Origin of the sequence: Streptomyces sp. NPDC048516 (assembly GCF_043199875.1) — a bacterium.
Classification (GTDB): domain Bacteria; phylum Actinomycetota; class Actinomycetes; order Streptomycetales; family Streptomycetaceae; genus Streptomyces.
Genome location: NZ_JBICWS010000022.1, coordinates 62,129 through 86,703, shown reverse-complemented (window position 1 = coordinate 86,703; position 24,575 = coordinate 62,129). Strand labels below are relative to the sequence as shown.

The following is a 24,575-nucleotide window of genomic DNA, read 5'->3' as shown; positions in this document are numbered from 1 at the left end:
TCCCAGGGTTCCCAGAAAAGGTCTCCAGCCGTGCTCCCGGGTTGCCGCACCTCCGTTCTTTCATGGGTGCCTGCAGTGGCGGTGCGGAGCAGCAGCGGGCGGAGCGCCGTATGGCCGAGAAAGGCAGTTGATGGAAGACCATGGCACGGCCCGCACGGCCCGCACGGCCCGCACGGAAGGCCCAGGCGCAGGCACAGCGTCCGTCCCGCAGAAGGCGAGCCCCCTCCGCGCGGAGTGGCATTCCGGCGGAGCGGTGTTGACGGCACCGTGTTCCCCCACGGCCCGCTCCGGGGGAATCCGTAGGCGGACAGTGGCGGCGGGGGGTGACGCGTGAGTTGCCGTCAAACACCGGAGGACGGGGCCGGGAGCGAGCACTATCTCCCCATCGCCGAGCACGGGATGATCGGCGATCTACGGACAGCCGCGTTGGTCGGGACCGACGGCGGGATCAACTGGTTCTGTGCCCCGCGTTTCGATTCGCCCAGTATTTTCGGCTCGCTGCTCGACGCACGGAACGGTGGCCACTGGCGCATCAGCCCCGTCGGGGAGGTGGCCAAACGGCAGCAGTACTACTTTCCCGACACCAACATACTGATGACGCGGATGCTGACCGAGAACGGCATCGTCGAAATCCAGGACTTCATGCCGATAAGGGCAGAGGGCGACCGGAATCACCGGCAGCGGCTGGTGCGGCGGGTGGTCAGCGTGCGGGGCAGCACGCGTATCCGAGCGGTCATCGCACCCCGGATGAACTACGGCCGGGATCCGCACAAAGTGGAATCCCAGCCGCACGGTGTGCGTTTTACGAGTGAGGCACAGGAGCTCTCGCTCCAGGCCAGTGTCAGCCTCCAAGTCGAGGGTCAGGACGCGGTCAGTGAATTCGGTCTGACAGCAGGCCAGTCGGTGCTCTTTGTCCTGGAGCCCACCGAGCCCACCTGTGCCGAGCCCACCGGTGCTGATTCCAGCTGTATCGAAGCCACTTGCGCCGACCCCACCTACGCCGACCCCGCCTACGCCGACCCCACCTACGCCGACCCCGCCTACGCCGACCCCACCTGTGCCGGGCCCGCCCGCGCTGAACCGACCGTCGACCTGGTCGATGCGCCGGCGGCCGAGGAGCTGTTCCAGTCCACCGTACGGTTCTGGCGCCAGTGGCTGAGTCAGTCCACCTACACCGGCCGCTGGCGCGAAATGGTGCACCGCTCCGCGCTGACGCTCAAGCTCCTGACCCACGAGCCCACCGGCGCCATCGTCGCCGCGCCGACCCTCGGCCTCCCCGAACAGGTCGGTGGTGAACGGAATTGGGACTATCGCTACGTCTGGATACGCGACGCGGCCTTTTCCCTCCACGCCCTGTTGCGGCTGGGCTTCACCCGTGAGGCACAGGCTTTCATCGGCTGGCTCACCGAGTGTTTGCGTAAGCCCCGCGACGGTGATCGCGGCCCGCTGCGGGTGCTCTATTCCATCGATGGAGGTGCCGCGCTGCCCGAGCAGGTCCTCGACCACTGGGAGGGCTACCGCGGTTCTGCTCCCGTCCGTGTGGGGAACGGCGCGGCGGACCAGCTCCAGCTGGACATCTACGGTGAACTGTTCGACTCCATCTATCTGTTCAACAAGCACGGCGACGGCATTTCCCACGAGAGCTGGATGGATCTGTGCAGCATCCTCGACTGGCTCCTGGAGCACTGGGACAGTCCCGATGCGGGAATCTGGGAGACCCGTGCCGGACAGCAGCGTCACACCTATTCACGGGTGATGTGCTGGGTAGCGGTGGAGCGCATGATCAGAATGGCCCGGCAGCGCGGTTTGCCGGGTGATCTGGGGCGCTGGATGTCGGAACGCGACAAGATCTACCACCAGATCATGAACCAAGGCTGGAGCGACCGGGATCAGACCTTTGTCCAACGCCTCAGCGGCGACCCGGAACAGTCGCCCGAGAGCATTCTGGACGCCTCACTCCTGGTGCTGCCGATGGTCAAATTCCTGTCGCCCAAGGATCCGCGATTCCGCTCCACCGTGCACGCGATCGGTAAGAGTCTCGTCACGGACAGCCTGGTATTCCGCTATGACCCGAAAGAGTCTCCCGACGGCCTGCACGGCACCGAGGGGACCTTCTCGATCTGCTCGTTCTGGTGGGTCGAGGCACTCGCTCGCTCCGGTCGGATCGACGAGGCGAGGGTGGCACTGGAGAAGATGTTCACCTACGCCAATCACCTCGGTCTGTACGCGGAGCAGATCGGGATGACGGGCGACCACCTGGGGAATTTCCCCCAGGCATTCACCCACCTCGCGCTGATCAGTGCGGCCACAAGCCTGGACGATTTCATGGGGTGAGCCGCCCGACTCCGCGTGGCCGGTCCTGTACCGGCGGATACTGCCTGGCGACCGAGGCACGGGGCCGGCACGATGAGCGCCCATGAATGATCAAGAGACCGTCGAGGATCACGCTTTACGTTTGGTCACCGAGCGCTTCCCGCACGCTGCGGGCGCCATGCTCGGAGGCTCCGCTGCTCAGGGCCGGGCGACCCCGGCCAGCGATCTGGACGTCGCCATCCTCCTCCCGGACCCGGACACCAGCCGCCGGGAAGTGATCCGCCACGACGGGCGCCTGGCCGAGTTGTTCCTGCACACCGTCGGGGACATTGCGGAGTTCTTCGCATGGGACAGAGCCCGCCGCCGGGGCACGGTCCTGTTCCTCTATGACGAAGGCCTGATTCTGACCGACCCCCATGGCCAGGTGGCCCGTACGCGTGAACGGGCCCGAGCGGTCATCGCGACCGGCCCTTCCCCGCTCACTCCGGCGGAGCGGGAACACGGTCGCTACGTCCTCACCTGCTACCTGGACGACCTTGTCGACGCCGCACCGGCCAACAGGTACGAACAGCTTTCCCTGGCCGACCACGCCCTGCGCGAGGCGGCACACCTTCTCACGGCTCACCACGGTGCATGGACGGGAATCGGCAAGTGGCTTCCCCGCAGACTGCTGAGCGCGGACCCGGCACGAGGCACGGCTCTGTTGGACGGCCATCAGGCCGTCGCCGAACGTGCCGACCCGATGCCCATGGCGACTGCGGTCACGCAGGTCCTCGATCTGATCGGTGGACCGTTGCGGGAGGGGTACACACAGCGCTGGGATATCTGATCCGGCGATGGGGCAGCACAACGGCCTGCCGGCGTGTCATACCGGGAGAGGGGAATTCGCGGATGGCTCTTCCGGTACACCGGCTGCGCCACTCCGCGGGGTGATTATTCGGCCGGCATGCATAAGGACCGCAGCCTCGGGCAATGGGCGTGCTCACACGACCTGAATTCCGGAGGTGAATCATGAACGCGGTTTTCGAGGACGTATCGGACGGGAAACTGAAACTGCAGAGGGTCCATGACGGGCCGTCGCCGCGCGCCGGAGAAACTTCCACCACGCTTCCTCCTGTCGAGGATGCCAGGAGCGTTGCTCCCCATGACGCCAAGGCTTTGTCGCCGCTGTTCTTCGATCGGCTCGGGGAGCTCGATGAAGGCACTGCCGAGTATCAGTACACCCGCAACACGCTCATCGAGATGAACCTGTCTTTGGTGCGCTATGTGGCCTCGCGGTACAGAAGTCACGGTGACCAGATCGAGGACATCGTCCAAGTCGGCACGATTGGTCTGATCAAGGCCATCGACCGGTTCGACCGCTCACGCCGCACGGAGTTCGCGGCCTTCGCCATCCCCCACATCCTCGGGGAGATCAAGCGGTTCTTCCGCGATACCAGCTGGGCCGTCCACGTCCCCCGGCGCCTGCAGGAACTCCGCGCGGATCTGTCCCGGGCAACGGAGCAACTGTCCACGCTCCTGGGCCGGGAACCCACCGTCAAAGAGCTGGCCGAACATCTGCAGCTCACCGAAGAGGAGGTCATCGAGGGCATCACGGCCGCCAACGGCTACTCGGCCATCTCCTTGAACGTGTCCTGCGACAGTGACGCGGGGCCGGACGGCGGCGGTCTCTCCTTCGCCGACGTCCTTGCCGTGACCGACCCCGCCACGGAGAACGTCGAGGACCGGTGCACCCTGGCCGCACTCCTGAAGCTGCTCAGCGACCGCGATCGCCTCATCATCCAGCTGCGCTTCGGCCAGGAGATGACGCAGGCCCAGATCGGAGCCGTACTCGGCGTGTCCCAGATGCACGTCTCGCGTCTGCTCGCCCGCATCATCAAGCAGCTCCGCAGAGGGATGCTCAGCCAGATGTGATGCCGGCCCGGTCCGGTTCGGTCCGGGCCGGCAGCGAAATCGGCGAAAAGGGGGATGACATCCGGAGGTGCCGGAGGTGGCCGGAGGTGCCGGGATGTCCGGATGTGCGGGAGGGGCCACGGCGTGAAAGCCGTGGCCCCTCCCGCGTGGTGTGTACCCGGTCAGTGCTTGAAGGCGTCCTTGGCCTTCTCCTTCGCTCCGCGGAGATCTCCCCGGGATTCCTTTGCGGAGCCCTCAGCAGTGGCGCTCTCGTTACCGACCGCGCGTCCCGCTTCCTTCTTGACCTTTCCGATGGTCTGCTCGGCGATGGCCTTGACCTTTTCGCTGGCACTCATTGTGAGGTCCTTCCGTTGGCGGCACTTGTCGCGTGCCCCCGCAGTGCCCCGTCAAACGACGGGCCCGCGTTGCCCCGTCAAACGACGGGCCCGCACTGTCCCGTCAAACGACGGAGCGGGATGCCAGGGATGCCAGGGATGCCAGGGGTGCCCGGGATGCGGGGGTACTCACGGCTCCTGCGGGTGCGTACGGCACCACGAGCCTCCCGGGCCTGAATGTTGAGCACATCTGCTTCCGGTTAGGAGGCATGGCGGCATGGGATCGGGGTAGGCGGCCGCTGCAGCGTCCGCGGGTGCCGGGCGCGCGGGAAGGCGAGATGACCACCATCGTGAGCGGGACCACGACCGGGCAGCGGGATGCCGACACGGACTCCGTACTGCCGGAGGTGACGCAACCGCAGAAGGTGGCCCCGCGCGACGCAAAGGAGTTGTCGAAGCAGTTCTTCGAGCGGCTCCAGGTCCTCGAGGAGGGGACGCACGAGTACCAGTACGCGCGCAACACCCTCATCGAGATGAACATGTCGATGGTGCGCTATGTCGCCCGCCGCTACCGCAACCGCGGTGACGACATGGAAGACGTCATCCAGGTGGGCACGATCGGTCTGATCAAGGCCATCGACCGGTTCGAGCTCTCGCGTGAGGTGGAGTTCTCCACCTTCGCCGTTCCCTACATCCTGGGGGAGATCAAGCGGTTCTTCCGCGACACCGGCTGGGCGGTCCATGTGCCCCGCCGCCTCCAGGAGCTGCGCAGCGACCTGGCCAAGGCCAAGGAACACCTTGCCGCCACCCTCGACCGCGACCCCACGGTCCGTGAACTGGCCGCCCACCTCGACCTGTCGGAGGAAGAGGTCATCGAGGGCATCGTCGCCGCCAACGGCTACACCGCCGGCTCGCTCGACACCCCCGCCGACCCGGACCCCTCCGAGCAGCGCCGGACCCTCGTCGATGTGCTGGGGGACAACGACCCGGCTCTGGAGGCCGTTGAAGACCTGCATGTGCTGGCTCCGCTGCTCGAAACGCTCGACGCACGCGAACGGCGCCTGATCGAGCTGCGCTTCGGCCAGGAGATGACCCAGTCGCAGATCGGTGCCGAGCTCGGGGTCTCCCAGATGCATGTCTCCCGGCTGCTCACCCGTACGCTGTCCAAGCTCCGCGCCGGGATGTTCACCGAGCGGTGATTCCCGCGCCTGTGCCTGTGCAGCTCCCTGTGCCCGAGCCCTTCCCTGTGCCCTTGCCCGTACCCGCACCCGTGACCGCGGCATGTGGGGCAGGGGCGCGGCAGCCGTAGGGGAGGGGGCGCGCTCGGGGCTCGGCTGCGGCCGTGGTCGCCGGGCGCCGTAGGGGGCGTCCTGGCTGCGGCGAGAGGTGAGGCAACCCGGAGTTGCGTGGTCGGCGTACGGAGGCGCGGTGGTGCGCAGGCGGCTGCCCGAAAGCGGAGTGTGCGGCCGCGCCGGCGCCCTCTCTGGTGGCTCCTCATACCTGAGAGCTACGCGCCAATGGTTCTCGAGCGTGATGCTGTTACCGGCTGCGAAAAGCTATGGTGGTTCTCGATCGGGGCAAGAGCGGGGGAACGGCGGCTATGCGTGCTGCGAGGTGGGGGAGGGAGCCCCTGCGGGAGAACCCTCCATGCCGACCCGGCGAGACCGTGCTCCATGACGATGATCTCGGCTCGATGCCCCTCGGTACCACGTCCTGGCCGATCGGCTTTGCCCCGTGCGGCAGGCCCGGCTTCGGCGTCGTACCGGCTTCGGCGTCGCCCCGGTCTCTCGCCGCAGGCCCCGGGCGGCCCCTGTGTGTCTCATGGCGCGAGAGCGCTGCTCACGGTCTTGCGGCGTGCGGAGCACGTGCCCCCATCGGTCGGCCACAAGGCAGTATGACGCTCCTGCCCCTTGTCTTTGGCACTCCTTGCGTCCTTCCCTCCCCCGGTGCGTCTTCCTGCATCCCCCGCGCCCCTTGCATGCCCCGTATCAGTGTCCGTTCTCATCAGTACGCAATATCCCGGTGGAGGAACAGTGGAAGCCATAACTGTCGAGCACGTCAGCGGTCTGTACGCGAAGTACCAGGACGACCTGCGGGTGGTGCGTGACGCTCAGCGGAAATTCCTCCGGGACCGGGGAAAGTCGATGAAGGCGCAGCTCGACGACTACGAGGCGGAGATGACGTATCTGCTCCTCCGCGACCTGCGCCCCGAGGTCGTGGTGGAGGTCGGAACCTTCTACGGCTGGTCCACGATGTGGATCCTCAGCGCCCTCCGTGACAACGGGATCGGCCATCTGTACTCGTTCGACATCGTCGACAACGTGGTACGCAATGTGCCGGACGAACTCTCCGCGGACCGCTGGACGTTCACGAAGGGCGACATCCAGCAGCATCCGGAGAAGGTCCCCGCCAAGACGGACTACCTCTTCATCGACGCGGACCACGGGTCCCGTTTTGCCCACTGGTACATCGAGAACCTGTTCCCCGCCGTCCCCCCGCGGACGCCCACCAGCGTCCACGACGTGTTCCACGGCCGGCGCCCCAAGCCGTTCAGCGAAGGGTCGGTCATCGTGAAGTGGCTGGCCGAGCAGAACATCGAGTTCTTCACGCCGTCCACGGCGAAGGCGCCGCAGGTAACCGAACAACTTGCCGCCGTCAAGAAGGAATTGGGGCTCGACGAGCCGGTGCGGGACAGCGATCACAATCCGATGATCTTCTTCACGCTGCCGTAGGGGCCTTCGGCGGCATCCCCTGGGTCCGTACGGCACCCCGCGTACGCACCTGTGGTGGCGGCTCCGGTCGCCACCACACCCTGTCCCAGCACTGGTGAACCACAGTGCCTGAGCTTCTTCGGCTGTTCCCCTTCGCCCCTTGCCCTGCGCCCCTCGCTCTTCGTCCTGTTTGTGCCTTGCCGACCGCCCCGGCACCCCGCACTGTCATGGGGCCAGCATTGGATCAAGCCAAGGTCTGACGATGAATGAACCCGGCACCGCGATACGCACCGAACTGGAACGATTCATTCAGACGCGGGAGTTCAGCTGTCTGGGCGCACGCGCCGCCGTGAAGCGCCGAGCACTCACGCACCGGCACTATCGAAGAATGGGCGACGAGGCCTCGGCGGAGGAAAACCACCGCGACCTCGTGGAGTACGTCGACGCAGTCCGTCCGCTGCTGTCCGGTCAGAGCTTCCGTACGTTCGTCGCGACGTTCGACGAGCCCGGATTGGTGGACGAACGCGCCTACGAGGAGGTCATCTGGCGACATCTGCAACTCATGCACGATGTCGACAGCCGGATCTTCGGCCTGGACACGGGTGCCTCCTCCGACCCCGACCGGCCCAACTTCGGATTTCACACGGGCGGGCACGCCTTTTTCGTCGTGGGGATGCACCCCGGCTCGTCCCGGGCGAGCCGGCGCTTCACGACCTCGGCAATCGCCTTCAATTCCCTCACACAGTTCGTGCTCCTCGGCGAGAATTTCTACTCGATGCAGGGCGCGATCCGAAGGCGTGAGGCCAAGAACAACGGCTCCGTCAATCCGAGTTTCACCGAGTACGAATACGAGCAGCCCGCGCGGCACTTCTCGGGCCGGTTCACCGAGGAGGACTGGAAGTGCCCTTACACCTCGCGGCACGAACCGGCTACCGAGGACTTCACCGAGGGGCTGCTCCAGCACGGACGGTGAGTACGCCCGCGTTGGGTTTCTGTCCATAGGCTCCGTCACCTGTCACCTGTCACCCGTCACCCGTCACCTGTCACCTGTCACCCGTCACCCGTCACAAGGCACCCGCCGCCCGTCACCCGGCAGACGACAGTCAGGCGACGGCCGGCTGAACGGTCAGGGTTCCAGGGTGGTGTCGAGCGTGGCCTGGGTGCCGAGTGGGAGGGTCGGCGGGTGCGGACCGTGCCACGGCGATGGCGATGGCGACAGCGACGGAGATAGCGGGCAGCGGGCATGGCGACGGCGATGACGGGCGCGACGGCGGTGACGGCGAGCCGTAGCCCTTGACGAGCAACAGCGCGCGAGGCCCTGGTGGCTCGGCCGCATCGTCCCGGGCGTCCGCCGGGCGGCTCAGTCCGTCTGGTGGGCCGTGCGCGCCGCCGCCTCGAAGTCCTCCAGAGCCGCCCAGAAGGGGCGGTAGGCGGCATCGAAGGCGTCACAACGACCGGTGGCGCCGGACGGCTCGTCCGTGAGGGCCGTGTAGAAGGGGCCCGTCGCCTTCTGGAGGGCGAGCGCCGCCGTGCCGCCGGTCACCGCCGCGATCGCCAGAGTCCACCACGTACTGTCGCCCACCCGGCGCACCCTACCGAGCCCCTGGGGCGCTCCTCTTCCCGGCCGCCCCCTTCCCGTTGTCCCTTTCTTGAGCACCCCCTGGGGCACCCCTCGCTCACGGCCCATCGAGCACCGCTACGACGGGAACTCGCCCGGCGGCACCGCACTCGTGCCGGCGTTTCCGCCGATCACTTTGTTCAGGCTGAACGTCAGCACCGTGTACTGCGTTCCGCCCGCCACCCGCACCGTCCGGAAGGCCGCCCTGTCGTCGAACTTCTCGAAGCGGCACTCGCGGGTGAAGGAGCTCTTCGCCCCGCTCCAGTCCTCACCTGTGGTGAAGTACACCGTGTAAGAACCGTTGTTGACGCCGCGTACGGTCGCCTCGGAACCGCTGCGCACATAGACGGAGAACGCCGCCCGGGCGCCGTGGGTCAGTGTCACCACCGCGTCGGTGCCGGTGCCGTTCTTGACGGTCAGCCGCCCCAGACCGCCCCGGCTGCCGTCGTGGACGAAGGCACCGTTCGCGAGCCGTCGGTGCCGGGCCCGCTCCGTACGCGGCAGACGCAGCGCTGCGTCGTAGCCCAGCGCGGTCAGCGCGCGCCCGGCCAGCTTGACGCTCTGCGGGCTCCGGGCCGTGCCGAGTGCGACGCGCGGTGAGGCAGCACAGCGGCCGCCGCTGCCACGGGCGCTCCGCAAGTCCTGCGCCAAAGCATTCAGGGCGGAAGCGAGTTGACTGTTCCCGGCAAGGGCGTCGTCCGGCGTGGCGGTTGATCGCAGGGCACCGGCGGTGGTGTCCGCCTTGGCTGCTGCCGCGTCCAGGGCCCCGTTCAGCGGCCCGCCGTCGTGCGCACTGTCGACCGCGTGCAGGGCGCTGTCGAGTGGCCCGAGAGCTGCGGCCAGCGCGCGGCGGTAGGCGGCCGGAGCGACGGTCGGTGTCGGGCCGGGGGAGTACGCCGAACCGGCCGCGGAGCTGCTGGGGCCGTCCCCCGATCCCTTGCCTTCCCCGTCCGAAGGCGACGCACAGGCCGCAAGCGGCAGCGAGAGAGCGAGTGCTGCCGCGCTCAGGACGGCGGCCCGGCAGCTGAGGCGCGGCCTCCGTGCGGGCTGCGTCGGGCGGGTGGTGGTGGCGGTCCGGCTCCTGTCGTGCGCCGGTCGAGCGTCCGTGTCCGCCGCCGTCTCGTGCGTCGCGTGCGCAGAGGTGTACCTCACCATGAGTCCCCCGATTCCCCCGGTATCCCCCGACATCCGGCAACTGCCGAAAGAACAGGCTTCTCCGCCCGCAAGTGACTGTCAAGGCCGCTTGCCGGGGCGGCAGTTCCGGGGAAATCCCTCGGAATTCCTGCTTCCGCACCCGTGCGCGGTCACCTGGGCGTATGTAGAGTCCCCTGCCATGGCAGCGCTGAATGATCTTCTCCCGCAGGCGGCCGTACGCCTCGATGTCCGGGTGGCGGACTGGCGGGAAGCGATACGTACGGCGGGTGGGCTGCTGGTGGAGACGGGTGCGACCACCGATGCCTACACCGCGGAGATGATCCGCAATGTCGAGGAGAACGGGCCGTATCTCGTCATCGCGCCGGGCTTCGCGTTCGCCCATGCCCGTCCCTCGCCCGCCGTGCTCCGGACCGGGATGTCCTGGGTCCGCCTGGCGCAACCGGTGGAGTTCGGTCATGAGTCGAATGACCCGGTGCATCTGGTCGTGGGACTCGCCGCCGAGGACTCCGGGGCGCATACGGCGGCGATGGCGGCACTCGCGCAGTTGCTGGCCGACCCGGCGACGGCGCAGGCTCTGCAGGACGCGGCCGGTCCTGACGCGCTGCATGCGGTGCTGGCCGGGCCGGAGGGAGGGCGCGATGGGGCTGGCGATGGTGATGGCGATGGCGATGGCGCATGCGATGACCGGCCGCGGGGCGAGCAGGCCGTTTCCGGGCCGGCCGTGCACGAGGAAGCCGTACGCGAGCAGCCCGGCGCCGCCCCGCGGGCAGTGCACAAGATCCTTACCGTGTGCGGCAATGGCGTGGGCACCAGCCTGTTCCTGAAGAGCACACTGGAGCAGGTACTCGACCGCTGGGGCTGGTCCCGACATGTGACGGTGGAAGCGACCGACACCATCTCGGCCAAGGGCAAGGCATCCGAGGCCGTCGCGATCCTCACCTCCCGGGAGATCGCCAGGACGCTGGGTGAGGTCGGCGTACCGGTAAAGATCGTCAAGGACTTCACCAGTGGTACCGAGGTCGACCGGATCCTCCGCGACACCTATGACGTGTGAGTACGGAGCCTGAGCACGGCAACTGGGCACGCGCAACGGAGTACGCCAACTGGGCACGGAACGGAGTACGCCAACTGGGCACGGCAACGGAGCGCGGCAACTGAGCGTGGCAACGGAGCGCGGCAACTGAGCGTGGCAACGGAGCGTGGCAACGGAGCGCGGCGTCCGGGAACGGCCGCCGGCAGCCGTCGCTTGGCACCCGGTGCTTGAGACCCGATGCCTGAGACCCGATGCCTGACACCCCACGTCTGACACCCCACGTCTGACACCTGACACAACGACGCCCCATCGACGGAAGCCGGGAGGACGGACCACACCCATGGACTGGCTCATATCCCTCGCCACGTTTCTCGTGAACGAGATCCTCAGCCAACCCGCGTATCTGATCGGCCTGATCACGGCGGCCGGTCTGATCGCGCTGAAGAAGACCGCGGGCCAGGTGGCCGGAGGTGCGATCAAGGCAACGCTCGGCTTTCTGCTGATCGGCGCCGGGGCGGGGCTGGTGGTCAGCTCTCTCGGCCCGCTGGGCGGCATGATCCAGGGCGCGACCGGGGCGCATGGGGTGATCCCGACCAACGAGGCGATCGTCGGCATCGCCCAGGCGCAGTTCGGCGCCCGCGTCGCCTGGCTGATGATCCTCGGCTTTGCGGTCGCGCTGATGCTGGCCCGCTTCACCCCACTGCGGTATGTGTTCCTGACCGGGCATCACATGCTGTTCATGGCCACCCTGCTGACCATGGTCCTCGCCACCTCCGGCCGCTCCTCACTGGGCGTGGTGGTCGTAGGGGGACTACTGCTCGGCATTCTGCTGGTCGCGATGCCCGCCTTCGCACACCCCTGGACCAAGCGCATCACCGGTAACAACAGCATCGCCATCGGCCACTTCGGCACCGCCGGCTACATCGTGGCGGGCGCCGCCGGACAACTCGTCGGCAAGCGCAGCCGCAGCACGGAGGACATGAAGCTGCCCGAGGGCTTGCGCTTTCTGCGGGACTCGATGGTCGCCACGGCGCTGTCCATGGTGCTGATCTACGTCATCATGTCGCTGGTCTATCTGGCCCGGGCGGGCCGGGCGACGGCGTTCAAGGCGTTCGCGGCCGACGGCGGCAGCGCGGCCGGCGACCTCGGGAACTACGTGATGCAGTCCGTCATGCAGGGACTGCAGTTCGGGATCGCGGTCGCGGTGATCCTCTTCGGCGTCCGGACGATCCTGGGCGAACTGGTCCCGGCGTTCCAGGGGATCGCCGGCAAGCTCGTACCGGGCGCGGTGCCGTCCCTCGACGCCCCGATCGTCTTCCCGTACGCGCAGAACGCGGTGCTCATCGGCTTTCTCGCCAGCTTCGTCGGCGGACTGGTCAGCCTCGCCCTGCTGACCTGGGTGGGCCATCCGGCGCTCGGTCTCGCGCTGGTCCTGCCGGGGCTCGTACCGCACTTCTTCACCGGGGGAGCGGCCGGTGTCTACGGCAATGCCACCGGTGGCCGGCGCGGTGCGGTCGTGGGTGCCTTCCTGAACGGTGTGCTGATCACGTTCCTGCCCGCGCTGCTGCTCAAGGTGCTCGGTGCGTTCGGCAGGGAGAACACCACGTTCGGCGATGCCGACTTCGGCTGGTTCGGCACTCTGATCGGCAATGCCGCCAAGGCGGGCGCCACCGGCGGCACCATCGTGATGCTGGCTCTGGGCGCGGTGCTCCTGGGGGCGGCGATCCTCTTCCAGAAGCGGGTCGTGGACACCGGCTGGGACCCGGGCGCCCGCCGTGATGCCTTCCTGCGGGGCACGGCATCCGCGTCATCCACGGCATCCACGGCATCCGTGGCACCGATGCCGTCCGCGTCATCCGCGTCATCCGCGTCATCCGCGTCATCCGCGTCATCCGCGTCATCCGCGCCGTCCGGCACGGCGTCGGCCTCGGTTCCGGTCCCGGTCCCGGTCCCTGTGAAGATCGCGCCGCCGGCGGGGGCGCCGACCCCGCCACCGCCACCCGCGGACGGCTGAGCCGGACCGTACCGGCGCAGGCTCCCCGTGCGTACGGCACGACACGGCACCGCAGGACACCTCACGGCACGGCACAGCACGGCACGGCACGGCACGGTTACGACACGGCACCTCACGGCACGGCACGGACCGGCCCGGCTCCCGGCTGGGCCGTTCGATGACCGCTCCGCGCGCGTCCGGGGCCACTGCCTGCCCGCAGAGCTAAAATCCGGAGCATGGCTGCAGGGGAGTTCCCCGACCCGGCGGCCGATGTGCCGGCCGGTGTCCAGCGGCTGATCCGCCGCCGGCGGCCCTTCCTGCCCTGCGCAGGCTCGCCCACCACCTGCACGAGGAGGCGGAGCGCATATGACCTGCGACGACGAAGAAAGGCCGGAGCGGACGTCCGGCCGCGCCGGGCCGGCCGGCGAGCCTCACGCACCAAAGGCTCCGAGACCTCATACGGCCGGGCCCGGTTCGCCTGCGACCGCCTACGGCCCGGAGGAGAGCGCTCCCGGCCCACACACGACCGCACCCAGCGCCGATGCGACCGCCCCCGGCCCGTACGAGACCGCCCCAGGCCCGCATGCGACCGCTCCCAGCACGGATGCGACCGCCCCCGCCGCGGATGCGACCGCCCCCGCCGCGGATGCGACCGCCCCCGCCGCGGATGCGACCGCCCCCGACGCCGTGACCTGCCGGGCCCTGCGCTACGCCTTCGGCGAGACCAAGGCCGTGGACGGGGTCGACCTCTCCGTCCGCCCCGGCGAGGTCTTCGGCCTGCTCGGCCCCAATGGCGCGGGCAAGACCACCGCGATCCGCTGTATCACCACCCTCCTGCCCGTCCCCTCCGGCATGGTGCGGGTCTTCGGGCACGACGCGGCGAAGGAGCGGATGGCGGTGCGCCGGCTGCTGGGGTACGTACCGCAGCAGCTGTCCGCGGATGCCGGGCTGACCGGTCGCGAGAACGTCGCCCTGTTCGCCCGGGTCTTCGATGTCCCGCGCCGTGAGCGCGCCGCACGTGTCACCCAGGCACTGGAGGCCGTCGGACTCACCGATGCGGCGGGCCGGCTCGCCAAGACGTACTCCGGCGGCATGATCCGCCGCCTCGAACTCGCCCAGGCACTGGTCAGTGCACCCCGTTTGCTGATGCTCGACGAGCCGACGATCGGCCTCGACCCGATCGCCCGCACCAGCGTCTGGCAGCACATCAACGCCGTACGGGCCGCCACCGGTATGACCGTCCTGGTGACCACGCACTATATGGACGAGGCCGACCAGTACTGCGACCGCCTCGCCCTGATGCACCGCGGCCGGATCCGCGCCCTCGGCACCCCCGACGAGCTCCGGGCCGCCCTGCGTGACCGCCGCCGCGCGGCCGCGGCTTCGCCCACCGCCCCCACGGCACCGAGTCCTTCGGCCGCCCCCGCACCAGCCGCCGCCTCATCGGACTCGTCCCTCTCCTCTCCCTCCTCTCCCTCCTCTCCCTCCTCTCCCTCCTCTCCCTCCTCTTCCTCTTCTTCCTCCGATTCCTCATCGGCCCCCTCGGGCTCGTCCGATGCCGTACCGACGCTGGAGGACGTCTTCCGGGACGTCGCCGGCAGCGGCCTCGACGAGCAGTCAGGAGACTTCCGAGATGTCCGAAGCACCCGCCGCACCGCACACCGAGTCGGCTGAACCGGCCACCGGCCCCGGCCGCCTGGACCTGCTGCTGGTACCGCCGCGGGCCCGCACCGGCTGGCGGGTGCTGCCCGCCAGGGTCATCGCCATGTGCGTGGTCGAACTGCAAAAGCTGCGCCATGACCGGACGGAGCTCTACACCCGCGCCGTCCAGCCCGCCCTGTGGCTCCTGGTCTTCGGCGAGACCTTCACCCGTATCAAGGCCATCCCGACCGGCGGCACCCCGTACATCGACTATCTGGCGCCCGGCATCATCGCCCAGTCGGCCATGTTCATCGCGATCTTCTACGGCATCATGATCATCTGGGAGCGGGACGCCGGCATCCTCACCAAACTGCTGGTCACGCCCACCCCGCGCTCGGCTCTGATCGCCGGAAAGGCCTTCGCCGCCGGAGTGAAGGCGCTGATCCAGGCGGTCGTGGTGATCGTCATCGCCGCACTGCTCGGTGTGGCCATGACCTGGAACCCGCTACGGCTCCTGGCCGTCGGCGTCGCGGTGGTCCTCGGCTCGGCCTTCTTCTCGTGCCTGTCCATGACGATCGCCGGGATCGTGCTCACCCGCGACCGCCTGATGGGTATCGGCCAGGCCATCACCATGCCGTTGTTCTTCGCCTCCAACGCCCTCTACCCGGTGGCGATCATGCCTGGCTGGCTCCAGACGGTCAGCAGGATCAACCCCCTGAGCTACCAGGTCGATGCCCTCCGCGGCCTGCTCCTGGGAACCCACGCCCATCTGGCTCTGGACTTCACCGTCCTGGTGGCCGCCGCCGTACTGGGCATCGCCGCTGCCTCCTCGCTCCTGGGCCGCCTGGCCCGCTGACACCACATCACCCGCCGGTCACCTCACCCGCCCCGTCACATCCCCTCGCCCGTAGGCGACCGTGCTCCGCGTACCATGCGCTGCACATCGCGTACCGGGCGCCGCACACCGCGCACCGCGCACCGCGCACCGCACATCGCGCACCGCGCACCGCGCACCGCACATCGCGCACCGCGCACCGCGCGCCGGGCGCCGGGCGCCGGGCGCCGCACCGCGCATCGCCAAGAACTCTCCCTGCGGACCCGGCGTTACACTCACGCGGGATGCGTTCCCGCGGTCGTACCGCCGTCCGGACGAACCGGAACGGGAGTGAATCGCCGCCGCCGGTAGCACTGCTTTGCCGGCCCACTGCGTCTTTCCGCCGGGGCAGTACATCGTGTTCCTTTTGCCGAGTCGAAGACGGTGGGTGCGAGGGTGGAAACGACGGAGCGGTTGGAGCGGTCCGAGCGGTCCTGGCGGATCAGAGGAACCTGGTCTTTCCGAATACCCTCGGATCGCCAAGTCTCGGATGCCGGTGCCGCGTTCGGTCGACATCTACCAGGCCCCCGGGCCATGGGGTGGACCGTCACCGCGGCATTTTTTGTGCTGTACACCCTGGTGTCGGTGCTGCGGAATGACCGCATGCTCAATGCCGGCTACGACCTGGGGATATTCGAGCAGGCGATTCGTGCCTATGCACACGGCCAGGCTCCGATTGTGGAACTCAAGGGACCGGGTTTTCACCTCCTCGGAGACCACTTTCACCCCATCCTGGTGCTCATCGCCCCCCTTTACCGGCTCTTCCCCAGCGGCGTGACGCTGCTCGTGGTGCAGGCCGCGCTGATGGCACTCGCCTGTTTTCCCCTCACCCGCTGGGCGCACCGGGCTGTCGGACCGGTCACCGGCCTGGTGGTGGGCTGCGGACTGGGCGCCTCCTGGGGCCTCGTCGCGGGAGTCGCCAAGGACTTCCACGAAATATGCTTCGCGGTTCCGCTCCTCGCATTCGGCGTGACCGCCCTCGGACAGCGGCGCTGGGGGACGGCGGCAGCGTGGGCGCTCCCGCTTCTCTTGGTGAAAGAGGACCTCGGGCTCACGCTCGCCGCCATCGGCGGCTATATCGCATGGCAGGGGCTGCGCGAGTGGCGGCACACTTCCCTGGAACGGTGTGCCCATTCCGAGGAACGGCGCCAGCAATCCAAGGACGGGCGTGACGATCCCGGGGACCGGCGTCACGAACCCGGGGACCGGGCTCACCACCCCGCGGAGCGGCGGCGCTTCCCCCTCCTGCTCGGCGTTGTTGTGGCATTTCTCGGCGTGGCGGGCACAGCGGTGGAAATTCTCGTTCTTCTGCCTGCCATGAATCCCCGCGGTGGCTTCGATTACTGGCACCAGATGCCGGGTGAGGCGGCCTCCTCGTCGGGCAGCTTCGCCGCTCTTGCGTCCGCCGGACTGCACGTGCTCTGGCCGCCGATGAAGTGGCTGCTGCTGTTCATGCTGGCCGCGCCCACCGCATTCCTCGGCCTGCGGTCCCCCCTGACGCTGCTGTGCGTACCCACTCTCGCGTGGCGGCTGCTGGCCGGCAACGAGCACTATTGGCAGCCGAATTTCCATTACAACGCGATCCTGATGCCGCTCATATTCGCCGGTCTCATCGATGTGCTCCACCGGCGGCCGGATATCGTGCCGCCCCGCAGACGCCGTAAGGTCCTTGCCTTCGCCGCCGCCTTCACCGCCGTCACGGCCGCGGTCTATCCGCTCCACGACCTGGTCCTCCCCTCGGCCTGGCGGACCCCGGCACATGTCCGTACGGCAGAGCGGTTGTTGAGCCGCATACCCGACGGGGACACCGTCGCCTCCTCGAACCGCCTGGCACCGATGCTGACCGGACGCACCACCGTCAGCCTGGTCTGCTTCGGCACCGGCCCCGATCCCGCCGCCCCCACCGCCCTCCCGGCGCATCCGCCGCGCTGGGTGGTCTCGGACCGTCACGACCCGACCGTCAAAACCCCCTGCCCGGTGGAACGGACCCACCGCATGCTGCGCCTCTACCGTGCCCATGGCTACGTCCAGGTCGCCGAGGAGGACGGGATCACCCTGCTGCGCAGGCGATAGCGCCGGCGCCGCCTCCCGGGCCCCCTCGGCGACTCCACAAGAATGCGGAGTCGCGGGCCTCATCGCGGGCCAGGCGTGGGGCTGACGGATGGGCCTGGCGGACGGGCCTGGCGGCGGGTCTCAGGGATGTGGCTGACGGCGGAGTTGGCTGACCGCGGAGTGGAAGTGGCTCAGGCGTCCGGAGCGACGAGGCTGCGGAGCAGGGGAGTGGTGATCCGCACGATGTCCTCGACGTCCGCCTCGGCCAGGTCGGGCAGGTGCAGCAGATAGCGCTGGGCGGCGACCCCTATCATGATCGCGCTGAACAGCGCGGCACGCAGCCGCGCGTCGGGGGCATCGATGGTGGCTGCGATGTGATCGGTGACCTGCACGGTCATATGCCGGCGCAGCAACTCTGCCGCTTCGTCGCTCGTCATGCTCGTCCGCAGGAGCACCGCCATGGGGCTGTCCGGATCCGCCGCCCAGGTGTCCAGCATGCCGCGCAGGCGGTTCTCCACCGTCTGGCCGGGGTCGCTGGTGGTGAGTTCGTCATGGGGGATCTGCCAGTGGACGGCCTCACGGAACAGGGCCTGCTTGCTGCCGAAATACTGGATCACGGAGGACTTGTCCACGTCGGCTTCGGTCGCAATGGCGCGGATGGTCGCGCGCTCGTAGCCGACCTCCGCGAACTTCCGTCGTGCGGCCGTCAGGATGCGCCGACGCGTGCGCTCGCCCTTGCGCTCCGGAAGGGCTGCCTCCTCGGCCGGGCCCCCCGAACCGGACGTGCGCCGCGCGGCCTGTCCGGGCGCATTCGTCGCTGCATCGGCGCAGGTCAAAGTAGGTCCCCTTTCCGGTGCCGGTCCTGATGCTACAAGCACCTCCGGGCAGCGCCGGGGCCTTGGAAACGGCGAACCGGGAGCTTCGCAGAGGAACGGCAGATCGGAAAGCTTCGCAGGAGGAACGGCGGATCGGAAGGTTCCGAGGGGAAGGGACGAGCCGGGGGCGCCCGCGCACGGGAAAGGCCCGCCTCGCCACCCTCCCGCTCCGGCCGCTGGAGCCTGTCCCAGCGGCCGGAGCGAGACGGAACGGTCCGGCAAAACCGTCAAAACGTGGTGGTGTACGGGCGAGAGCCGTCCGGCTCAGGCGGCCAGCGCTGCCGCGTCCTCCACCAGCTGGCCGAGGTCCGGCAGCGCGTGGGACCGGCGCTGGAGCCCCTGGGCGCGGGACCGGTAGGAGCGGTCATCGAGAACGTTGCGCAGCGCCGCGGCCAGCGCGTCGCGTGTCACGTCCTGGACATTCATCCGGGTTCCGACGCCCAACTGCTCGAGCCGGGAGGCATTGTGGGACTGCTCCGCGAACAGCGGTACGGCCACCATGGGGACTCCGGCGGCCAGCGCCTCCCGGGTGCCGTTGAAGCCGGCATGCGTGAGGAACAGATCGCTGGACCGGAGCAGCAGTTCCTGCTGGACGAACGACGTCAGATGGACGTTGTCGCGGCGTGGTCCGTCCCACTGCCGCGGGTCGCGGTCGGCTCCCAGGGCCACGACGCCGGTGACCGGCAGCTCCCCAAGGGCCTCGATGATGGTATCCAGCAGCGTGTGGGCGCCGCCGGGAAGCCGGGTAGCGTTCGAGCCGAGGGTGGCGAGGACGAGCGGCCGGTCCGTGTCGAGTTGGGCGATCTCCGGATCGAGGCCGCCCTGTGCCGACCCGGCGGGGACCTGGTAGTAGCGGGCGCCGGGCAGCCGGCTGTCCGTGGGGTAGAAGTCCTCCGGAACGACTCCGGCGCGGAAGGCGCGGAACGGGTGCCAGGCGTCGGTGACCGGCGACAGGCCGAATTTCTCCCGCTGCCGGTTGAGCTCCTCCGTCACGGCGGGGTGGGCATAGGGCGCCATCGGCCCGATGTCCAGGGCGCCGTGTGGGATGCCGAGGATTTCCGCCGCCAGATAGCCGCCGTACTCGGTCGACTCGTGGAGGATCAGGTCCGGTTGCCAGCTCTTCGCCACGTCGAGGAGGTCGGGGACGCTGTCCGTGGCGAGGCGCCCGACGAAGGCCGCGGCGAAGAATTCCGGCGCCAGCTCAACGGTCACGGAGCCGGCCTTCTCCATGCCCGGCGGGGGCGGGAGCGTGCCGTCCCGCAGCGCCTCCCCCATCGACACCATATGGGGCAACGTCAGCGCGGTGAGCCCGCGCTTCTCTATGTGCTGGACCACGTCGGCGCCCGTGGCGACGGCCACCTCATGGCCGGCCTCTTGGGCTCTCTCCGCCACCGGCAGTACCAGGGGGGCGAGGTGCGAATAGATTGCCTGTGCGGTGATGAGGATGCGCATGATGCTCGCTCTCCACGAAGCGGTGCAGGCGCCACGGGGTGGGCCTCGCCGCGGGTTTCACGGCTGACTGCTCAAAAATAAACGCTTGTTGAGAACCTATCACTCGCCGTTCGTGCCCGTTCGGCCCGCCGCCGGCGGGACCCCGCGCGCACCTGGCCCGCAGGTGACTGGGCCGGTACGTCGGCCCGCGGGGTCCGCAGGCCGCGGGCGTGATCACGATGAGCAGGCCAGGCGGGACCCCGCCGAGGCCGGCGGGGTGCTCGGCCGCTCGGGAGCTCGACTACTCAATTGCTCTGCTGGTTAGGGGTTTTCCCTTCCCCCTAGGGCTGTCCGCGGTGCACACAGGTGGCTGAGTTGTCCAGGCACCAGCCGCCGGGCGGGTGGTCCATCGCGTCATAGCCTGGCGTCAGCCCGCTGAGGACAGTCAGTGAGAGCGCGAGGCCGGCGGCAAGCCCCACCCACAGGACGAACTTCTTGGCCTTGCGACGGTCAACGGTCCTGGCGGCAAGCCTCGGAGGCCGGGGCGGCGGCACCTCGGGAGCGTTCGCGTCGTGAGTACGCCCGCCGCTGTGGCGTCCGGTGTAGCGGGGGCTCATACAGTGATCCGCATCTGTCCGGGGCTGCCGTTCCCACCGCCGCCGAGATCCGCGAGGAGCCAACTGCTCCGGCTCGCGGAGCGACACGCGCGGCTGAGGGGCGCGGTGCATCCGAGGGCGATTCCGTGTGACCGGCCGGCGGAGGACCCGGCGGCGAGACCAGGGGGAGCACCGGTCTCAGAGCCAGTCCCGCCGCTTGAAGACGAAGTACAAACTGGTGCACACGATCGCCATGAGGACGATGACGAAGGGGTAGCCGAACACCCAGTGCAACTCCGGCATGCTGTCGAAGTTCATGCCGTAGATGGTCCCCACCAAGGTGGGGGCGAAGAGGATCGCCGCCCATGAGGAGATCTTCTTGATCTCCTCGTTCTGTTCGAAGCCGGCTTCGGCCAGCGCCCGCATCTCGGCGTTCTGCTGCTGGTTCACCAGGGTGGCGTTGACGGCGAGGATATCTTGCAGGGCCTGCCGGAAGCCGTCCACACGGTCCGTGGTGTGCAGTACGTGGTCGGCCACGTCGCGCAGATAGCGGCGCAGCTCCTCGTCGATGGCGTACTTCTCGAAACCCGCGGTCAGGCCCTCCAGCATGCCGTTCAGCGGACGGGTGGCGCGCTGGAACTCGACCACCTCACGGGAGAGTTCGTAGATGCGCCTCGAAACTCGGGGGTCGCCGCCGAAGACCTCGGTCTCGATCTCGTCGATGTCGTTCTGGACGCCGGCGACGACCGGCTCATAGCCGTCGACGACGGCATCGAGGATGGCGTAGAGAACGGCTTCGGGGCCGCGCTTGAGGAGTTCGGGGGTGTCCTCCATGCGTGCGCGTACGGCCGAGAGGTCGGGGGCGCCGCCGTGCCGCACGGTGATCACGAAGTCGCGGCCGACGAAGACGTGCAGCTCGCCGAAGTCGACTTCCTCGGGGTCGTCGAGATAGCGCGCGGCGCGCAGGACGACGAAGAGAGTGCCGCCGTAGCGCTCCAGCTTGGGGCGCTGGTGGGCCTCCAGGGCATCCTCGACGGCGAGGGGGTGGAGGTCGAACTCCGTGGCCAGGGCGAGCAGTTCGTCGCGGCTGGGGCGGTGCAGGCCGATCCAGGCGAGAGTGCCGGAGGTGGCGCGCTGCTGCCGGAAGGCCTCGGCGAGCGTGTCATGGGTGCTGACCCGGTGGCCGTCGCGGTAGAGGACGGCATTGATGACGCTGCCGGCGGCTTCGGCAGGGGGCTGCCCCGCCGTGTCGGAGGCGTCCGTGGCCCGGGCGGGCGAGGGCCCGGCGGGGCGCTTCTTGGCGGGCTTGCGCAGGCCGCGCAGACCACGCGGCCGACGACCGGGAGGTTCGGACCCCACGACAGCACCAACCTCCGTCACACGGGGATGAACGGGCACACAGAATCTCGACGGAGGATATCTGCCGGAGATGTCGGAACAGGTCAGCGGGCATGGTGCAGGATGGAGCGGGGCGTGCCGCGGCGTGTGGCACGTCCGCCGAGGTTTGTGTGTTTATCCCTAGAATTGTGCGATGCAGATACCGCAGACAGCCAACACTCTCCCGGGCGAGGTGATTCGGTGAACGGCCCCGATGCCACCGACGAGCAGTGGGAAGGGCTGGCCGAGGTCGTCCCGCTCCGCGGCAGCAGTGAATGGCCTTCCTGGCCCGACCACCGTGCCCTCCCCGAGGAGGAGCCGGCCGAGGAGGCGCGGCGGTTCATCGTCATTCGCGTCCAGACCTTCGCGGACGCCCGTGAGGTCGCCGAGTACCTGATGGCGCAGATCCCGGTCCTGCTGGACCTCAGCAGCGCCGACGGTGATGTCGCCAAGCGCATCCTGGACTTCTCCAGCGGAGTCGTCTTCGGTCTCGGCAGCGGGATGCACCGCGTGGACACCAATGTCTTCCTGCTGGCGCCGACCGGCACCGAGGTCGCGGAAGAGGTGGCGGGAAGTGTCCCCCGTTCGTAGGAAGAGCTGTTGGGCGTAACGGTTCTCCGGCCGGGCGCTGCATAGCGTCCCTTCATGAATTCCGACAGTGTGCGGCCGGCGGTCACGGAGTTACGGCTGTCCGCCTTCAAGTCCCATCGCGGCGTCACCCTGCCGCTCTCCCCGCTGACCTTGTTGAGCGGGGGGAGCGGCAGTGGCAAGTCCAGTGCGCTGCAGGCGTACGAAATCCTCGCCCGGCTCGGCAGCGGGGAGTCGCTCGCACGGGCGGTGGGAGAGGTGGCCGGCAACCCTGCGGCCTGTGTGCCGGCCGGGGCGCACCCCGACGAACAGGGGCGGCGCGGTTTCCGCATCGGCTGCACGGTCAACGGCCCGGCCGGCCCCGTCAGCCTCGATCTCGCCGTTCAGGCCGAGCCCGAACTGCGGATCGTCGGCGAGCGGTTGACCGGCGGCGGCGAGACGCTGCTGACCACCGCACTCACCGACCCCACCCGTCCGGCCGTCCAGGCTGCCTGGCACACGGCGGGTGCGACTCCCGTGACCCGCGCGCCACTGCCCGACGACCGGCTCGGCACCTCCCTGCTGCCGTTGCGGGTCGCGGGCAAAACGGCGGGGCAGCGGCTGGTGCTGGCCGCGGCGGAGCAGGTCGTGGTCGCACTGCGGTCGGTGTTCGTGTGCGACCCGCGGCCGGAGGTCATGCGGGGCGCTGGGACGCGCGGTACGGGCGGTGCGGGCGTGGTCGGTGAGGGCGACGGACGAAGTGCGGACGGTGGGGGTTCCGGTGCGGGGCGTGCCGGACGTGCCGCCGCGGCGCGTGGGAGCGGTGCGGGAGCCGGGCGAGGGAAAGCGGTGAGCGCGCCGGGGAGGGCGAGGGGGGCCGGCGGGGCGGGCATTGCCGGAGGAGCTGCGGGAGCCTGGGGTACACGGGCGCGCAAGACGAGCGGTGGTGAGGCGGGCGGCTGGGGCCGTGAGGCGGGGGAGCCGCGGGACGAAGGGCGGCTGCGGCCGTCCTGCGACAACCTGCCCATGGTGTTGCAGCGTACGAGCCTGGAGTGTGCGCGGCGGCATGCGGTGCTGGTCGCGGCGGTGCGGGAGGCGTGTGCCGGTCCCGTCGAAGGGCTGCGTGCGGTGCCCTGGCAGCCGGGCGGGACGGGAGACGGGGCCGCCGGCCCTCCTGCGGCGGCGGGGCGCGGTGGCTCCGCGGGGCCGCACGGCGTACAGGGGGCCGGCGGCGTGGCGGGTGTGCGGGCCGTACTGGACCGGGGTGAACTGGGGGAGCTGCCCGTCGAGCAGCTCGGCGATGGTGAGCTGCGGTTTCTCGCGCTGGCACTGGTGCTGCTCACCGGGCCGGACGTACTGGCCATGGATCCGGTCGGGGAGGTCCCGTCGGCCCGTCAGCAGATGACGGTCATGGCGGACGGGATGGATCGCTGTATGGACCCCAGGCAGGCCCGCGAGCTGGTGTCACTGGCCGTGCGGATGACCGAGCGCGGACATGTGCGGTTGCTGGGGACGGTGCGGGATCCCTCGGTCGCCGACGGGCTGCCCGGTGTACAGGTGCTACACCTAGAGGCATGAGTGAGGATCTTCATGCGCTGCAGCGACGACTGGCCGAGTTCGCGGCCGCGCGGGACTGGCAGCAGTACCACACGCCCAAGAACCTGGCCGCTGCGCTGAGCGTCGAGGCTGCGGAACTCGTCGAGATCTTCCAGTGGTTGACGCCGGAGGAGTCGGCGAAGGTGATGTCGGACCCGCGGAAGTCCGGCCGGGTCGAGGACGAGGTCGCGGACGTCCTGGCGTATCTGCTGCAGTTCTGCGAGGCGCTGGGGATCGACGCCCTGGCGGCGCTCGCCGCAAAGATCGAGCGCAATGAGTCGCGGTTCCCGGCGGTCCGCTCGGCGCGGCCCGATCGCCCGCGGGAGGGGGAGGAGTAGCGGGCCGAGCGGGGAGGGCGAGCCGAGCCGGGAGGGTCGGGCGGCCAGGGGCGGGCGGCCAAGAGTGGGCGGGAACTGGCGGGCGGGGGCGGCGGTTCCCGCCCGTCGGTGTTCCTGGCTTCTTCCGGGGCTGGTGCCGGCCTGGCCCCGGGTGGTCCTGGCCCCGGTCCTGGTTTC

General features: G+C 69.2%; 21 protein-coding genes. 14 read left to right on the top strand and 7 right to left on the bottom strand.

Translation table 11 applies throughout. The features are described 5' to 3' along the window. The first annotated feature begins 330 nt into the window (after positions 1 to 330). The 3 genes from ACGFR7_RS31970 (at position 331) to ACGFR7_RS31960 (ending at position 4,227) form a co-directional block, all read left to right on the top strand. A complete protein-coding gene (locus ACGFR7_RS31970) occupies positions 331 to 2,334 on the top strand; it encodes a glycoside hydrolase family 15 protein (protein ID WP_393325889.1) in 2,004 nt (667 codons plus the stop codon). An 82-nt stretch (positions 2,335 to 2,416) separates the two neighbouring features. Continuing rightward, positions 2,417 to 3,142, top strand: a complete 726-nt coding sequence (locus tag ACGFR7_RS31965; protein WP_393325887.1) for a nucleotidyltransferase domain-containing protein — start codon at positions 2,417 to 2,419, stop codon at positions 3,140 to 3,142. A gap of 182 nt (positions 3,143 to 3,324) precedes the next feature. Continuing rightward, positions 3,325 to 4,227 (top strand): SigB/SigF/SigG family RNA polymerase sigma factor, encoded by a 903-nt coding sequence (locus ACGFR7_RS31960; RefSeq protein ID WP_393325885.1) that lies wholly within the window; start codon positions 3,325 to 3,327, stop codon positions 4,225 to 4,227. A 161-nt stretch (positions 4,228 to 4,388) separates the two neighbouring features. Here ACGFR7_RS31960 and ACGFR7_RS31955 read toward each other — a convergent pair whose 3' ends face one another. Further along, positions 4,389 to 4,562 (bottom strand): CsbD family protein, encoded by a 174-nt coding sequence (locus ACGFR7_RS31955; protein ID WP_393325883.1) that lies wholly within the window; start codon positions 4,560 to 4,562, stop codon positions 4,389 to 4,391. Between the two features lie 317 nt (positions 4,563 to 4,879). On the opposite strand from ACGFR7_RS31955, the gene ACGFR7_RS31950 reads away from it, so the two are divergent. From ACGFR7_RS31950 to gntA, 3 genes are all read left to right on the top strand, one after another. Beyond that, a complete protein-coding gene (locus tag ACGFR7_RS31950) occupies positions 4,880 to 5,740 on the top strand; it encodes an RNA polymerase sigma factor SigF (protein WP_393325881.1) in 861 nt (286 codons plus the stop codon). Positions 5,741 to 6,574: 834 nt separating this feature from the next. Then, positions 6,575 to 7,273, top strand: coding sequence for a class I SAM-dependent methyltransferase (locus ACGFR7_RS31945; RefSeq protein ID WP_393325879.1), 699 nt, complete (start codon positions 6,575 to 6,577; stop codon positions 7,271 to 7,273). A 241-nt stretch (positions 7,274 to 7,514) separates the two neighbouring features. Then, positions 7,515 to 8,225, top strand: a complete 711-nt coding sequence (gene gntA, locus ACGFR7_RS31940; RefSeq protein ID WP_393325877.1) for a guanitoxin biosynthesis heme-dependent pre-guanitoxin N-hydroxylase GntA — start codon at positions 7,515 to 7,517, stop codon at positions 8,223 to 8,225. A gap of 387 nt (positions 8,226 to 8,612) precedes the next feature. On the opposite strand, the gene ACGFR7_RS31935 is transcribed toward gntA, so the two are convergent. Together ACGFR7_RS31935 and ACGFR7_RS31930 are read right to left on the bottom strand one after the other, a co-directional pair. Next, positions 8,613 to 8,834 carry a hypothetical protein gene (locus tag ACGFR7_RS31935; protein ID WP_393325875.1) on the bottom strand — a complete coding sequence of 74 codons (222 nt, stop codon included), beginning with the start codon at positions 8,832 to 8,834 and terminating at the stop codon, positions 8,613 to 8,615. 114 nt (positions 8,835 to 8,948) lie between these two features. Further along, complete coding sequence (locus ACGFR7_RS31930) at positions 8,949 to 10,025, bottom strand: hypothetical protein (protein ID WP_393325873.1); 1,077 nt, start codon at positions 10,023 to 10,025, stop codon at positions 8,949 to 8,951. Positions 10,026 to 10,203: 178 nt separating this feature from the next. Here ACGFR7_RS31930 and ACGFR7_RS31925 point away from each other — a divergent pair, with 178 nt between their 5' ends. The 5 genes from ACGFR7_RS31925 (at position 10,204) to ACGFR7_RS31905 (ending at position 17,639) form a co-directional block, all read left to right on the top strand. Then, positions 10,204 to 11,079, top strand: coding sequence for a PTS sugar transporter subunit IIA (locus ACGFR7_RS31925; protein ID WP_393325871.1), 876 nt, complete (start codon positions 10,204 to 10,206; stop codon positions 11,077 to 11,079). A gap of 319 nt (positions 11,080 to 11,398) precedes the next feature. Beyond that, positions 11,399 to 13,072, top strand: a complete 1,674-nt coding sequence (locus ACGFR7_RS31920) for a PTS ascorbate transporter subunit IIC (RefSeq protein ID WP_393325869.1) — start codon at positions 11,399 to 11,401, stop codon at positions 13,070 to 13,072. Between the two features lie 666 nt (positions 13,073 to 13,738). Next, the gene (locus tag ACGFR7_RS31915; RefSeq protein WP_393325919.1) at positions 13,739 to 14,725 is read left to right on the top strand and encodes an ATP-binding cassette domain-containing protein; all 987 of its coding nucleotides are present in this window, start codon (positions 13,739 to 13,741) and stop codon (positions 14,723 to 14,725) included. After that, on the top strand, positions 14,685 to 15,548 hold the full coding sequence (locus ACGFR7_RS31910; RefSeq protein WP_393325867.1) for an ABC transporter permease: 864 nt from the start codon (positions 14,685 to 14,687) through the stop codon (positions 15,546 to 15,548). Before ACGFR7_RS31915 ends, ACGFR7_RS31910 begins: the two co-directional genes overlap by 41 nt. 552 nt (positions 15,549 to 16,100) lie before the next feature. Next, positions 16,101 to 17,639 carry a DUF2079 domain-containing protein gene (locus ACGFR7_RS31905; RefSeq protein WP_393325865.1) on the top strand — a complete coding sequence of 513 codons (1,539 nt, stop codon included), beginning with the start codon at positions 16,101 to 16,103 and terminating at the stop codon, positions 17,637 to 17,639. A gap of 170 nt (positions 17,640 to 17,809) precedes the next feature. Here ACGFR7_RS31905 and ACGFR7_RS31900 read toward each other — a convergent pair whose 3' ends face one another. The 4 genes from ACGFR7_RS31900 to ACGFR7_RS31885 all read right to left on the bottom strand — a co-directional run bounded on the left by ACGFR7_RS31900 (position 17,810) and on the right by ACGFR7_RS31885 (position 21,879). After that, a complete protein-coding gene (locus ACGFR7_RS31900; protein WP_393325863.1) occupies positions 17,810 to 18,454 on the bottom strand; it encodes a TetR family transcriptional regulator in 645 nt (214 codons plus the stop codon). Positions 18,455 to 18,757: 303 nt separating this feature from the next. Then, positions 18,758 to 19,945, bottom strand: coding sequence for a glycosyltransferase (locus tag ACGFR7_RS31895; RefSeq protein WP_393325861.1), 1,188 nt, complete (start codon positions 19,943 to 19,945; stop codon positions 18,758 to 18,760). 320 nt (positions 19,946 to 20,265) lie between these two features. Then, entirely contained in the window at positions 20,266 to 20,541 is a 276-nt protein-coding gene (locus ACGFR7_RS31890; protein ID WP_393325860.1) for a hypothetical protein, read from the bottom strand. Between the two features lie 177 nt (positions 20,542 to 20,718). Then, positions 20,719 to 21,879 (bottom strand): magnesium and cobalt transport protein CorA, encoded by a 1,161-nt coding sequence (locus ACGFR7_RS31885; RefSeq protein WP_393325858.1) that lies wholly within the window; start codon positions 21,877 to 21,879, stop codon positions 20,719 to 20,721. A gap of 219 nt (positions 21,880 to 22,098) precedes the next feature. Here ACGFR7_RS31885 and ACGFR7_RS31880 point away from each other — a divergent pair, with 219 nt between their 5' ends. From ACGFR7_RS31880 to ACGFR7_RS31870, 3 genes are read left to right on the top strand one after another with little or no spacing between them, the layout of a single operon-like run. Continuing rightward, on the top strand, positions 22,099 to 22,488 hold the full coding sequence (locus ACGFR7_RS31880) for a cell division protein SepF (RefSeq protein ID WP_393325856.1): 390 nt from the start codon (positions 22,099 to 22,101) through the stop codon (positions 22,486 to 22,488). A 54-nt stretch (positions 22,489 to 22,542) separates the two neighbouring features. Then, complete coding sequence (locus ACGFR7_RS31875) at positions 22,543 to 24,042, top strand: biotin transporter BioY (protein ID WP_393325854.1); 1,500 nt, start codon at positions 22,543 to 22,545, stop codon at positions 24,040 to 24,042. Then, positions 24,039 to 24,398: a nucleotide pyrophosphohydrolase gene (locus tag ACGFR7_RS31870; protein ID WP_393325852.1), complete on the top strand. Its 360-nt coding sequence runs from the start codon at positions 24,039 to 24,041 to the stop codon at positions 24,396 to 24,398. The genes ACGFR7_RS31875 and ACGFR7_RS31870 overlap by 4 nt, the downstream gene beginning before the upstream one ends. Positions 24,399 to 24,575 lie beyond the last annotated feature (177 nt).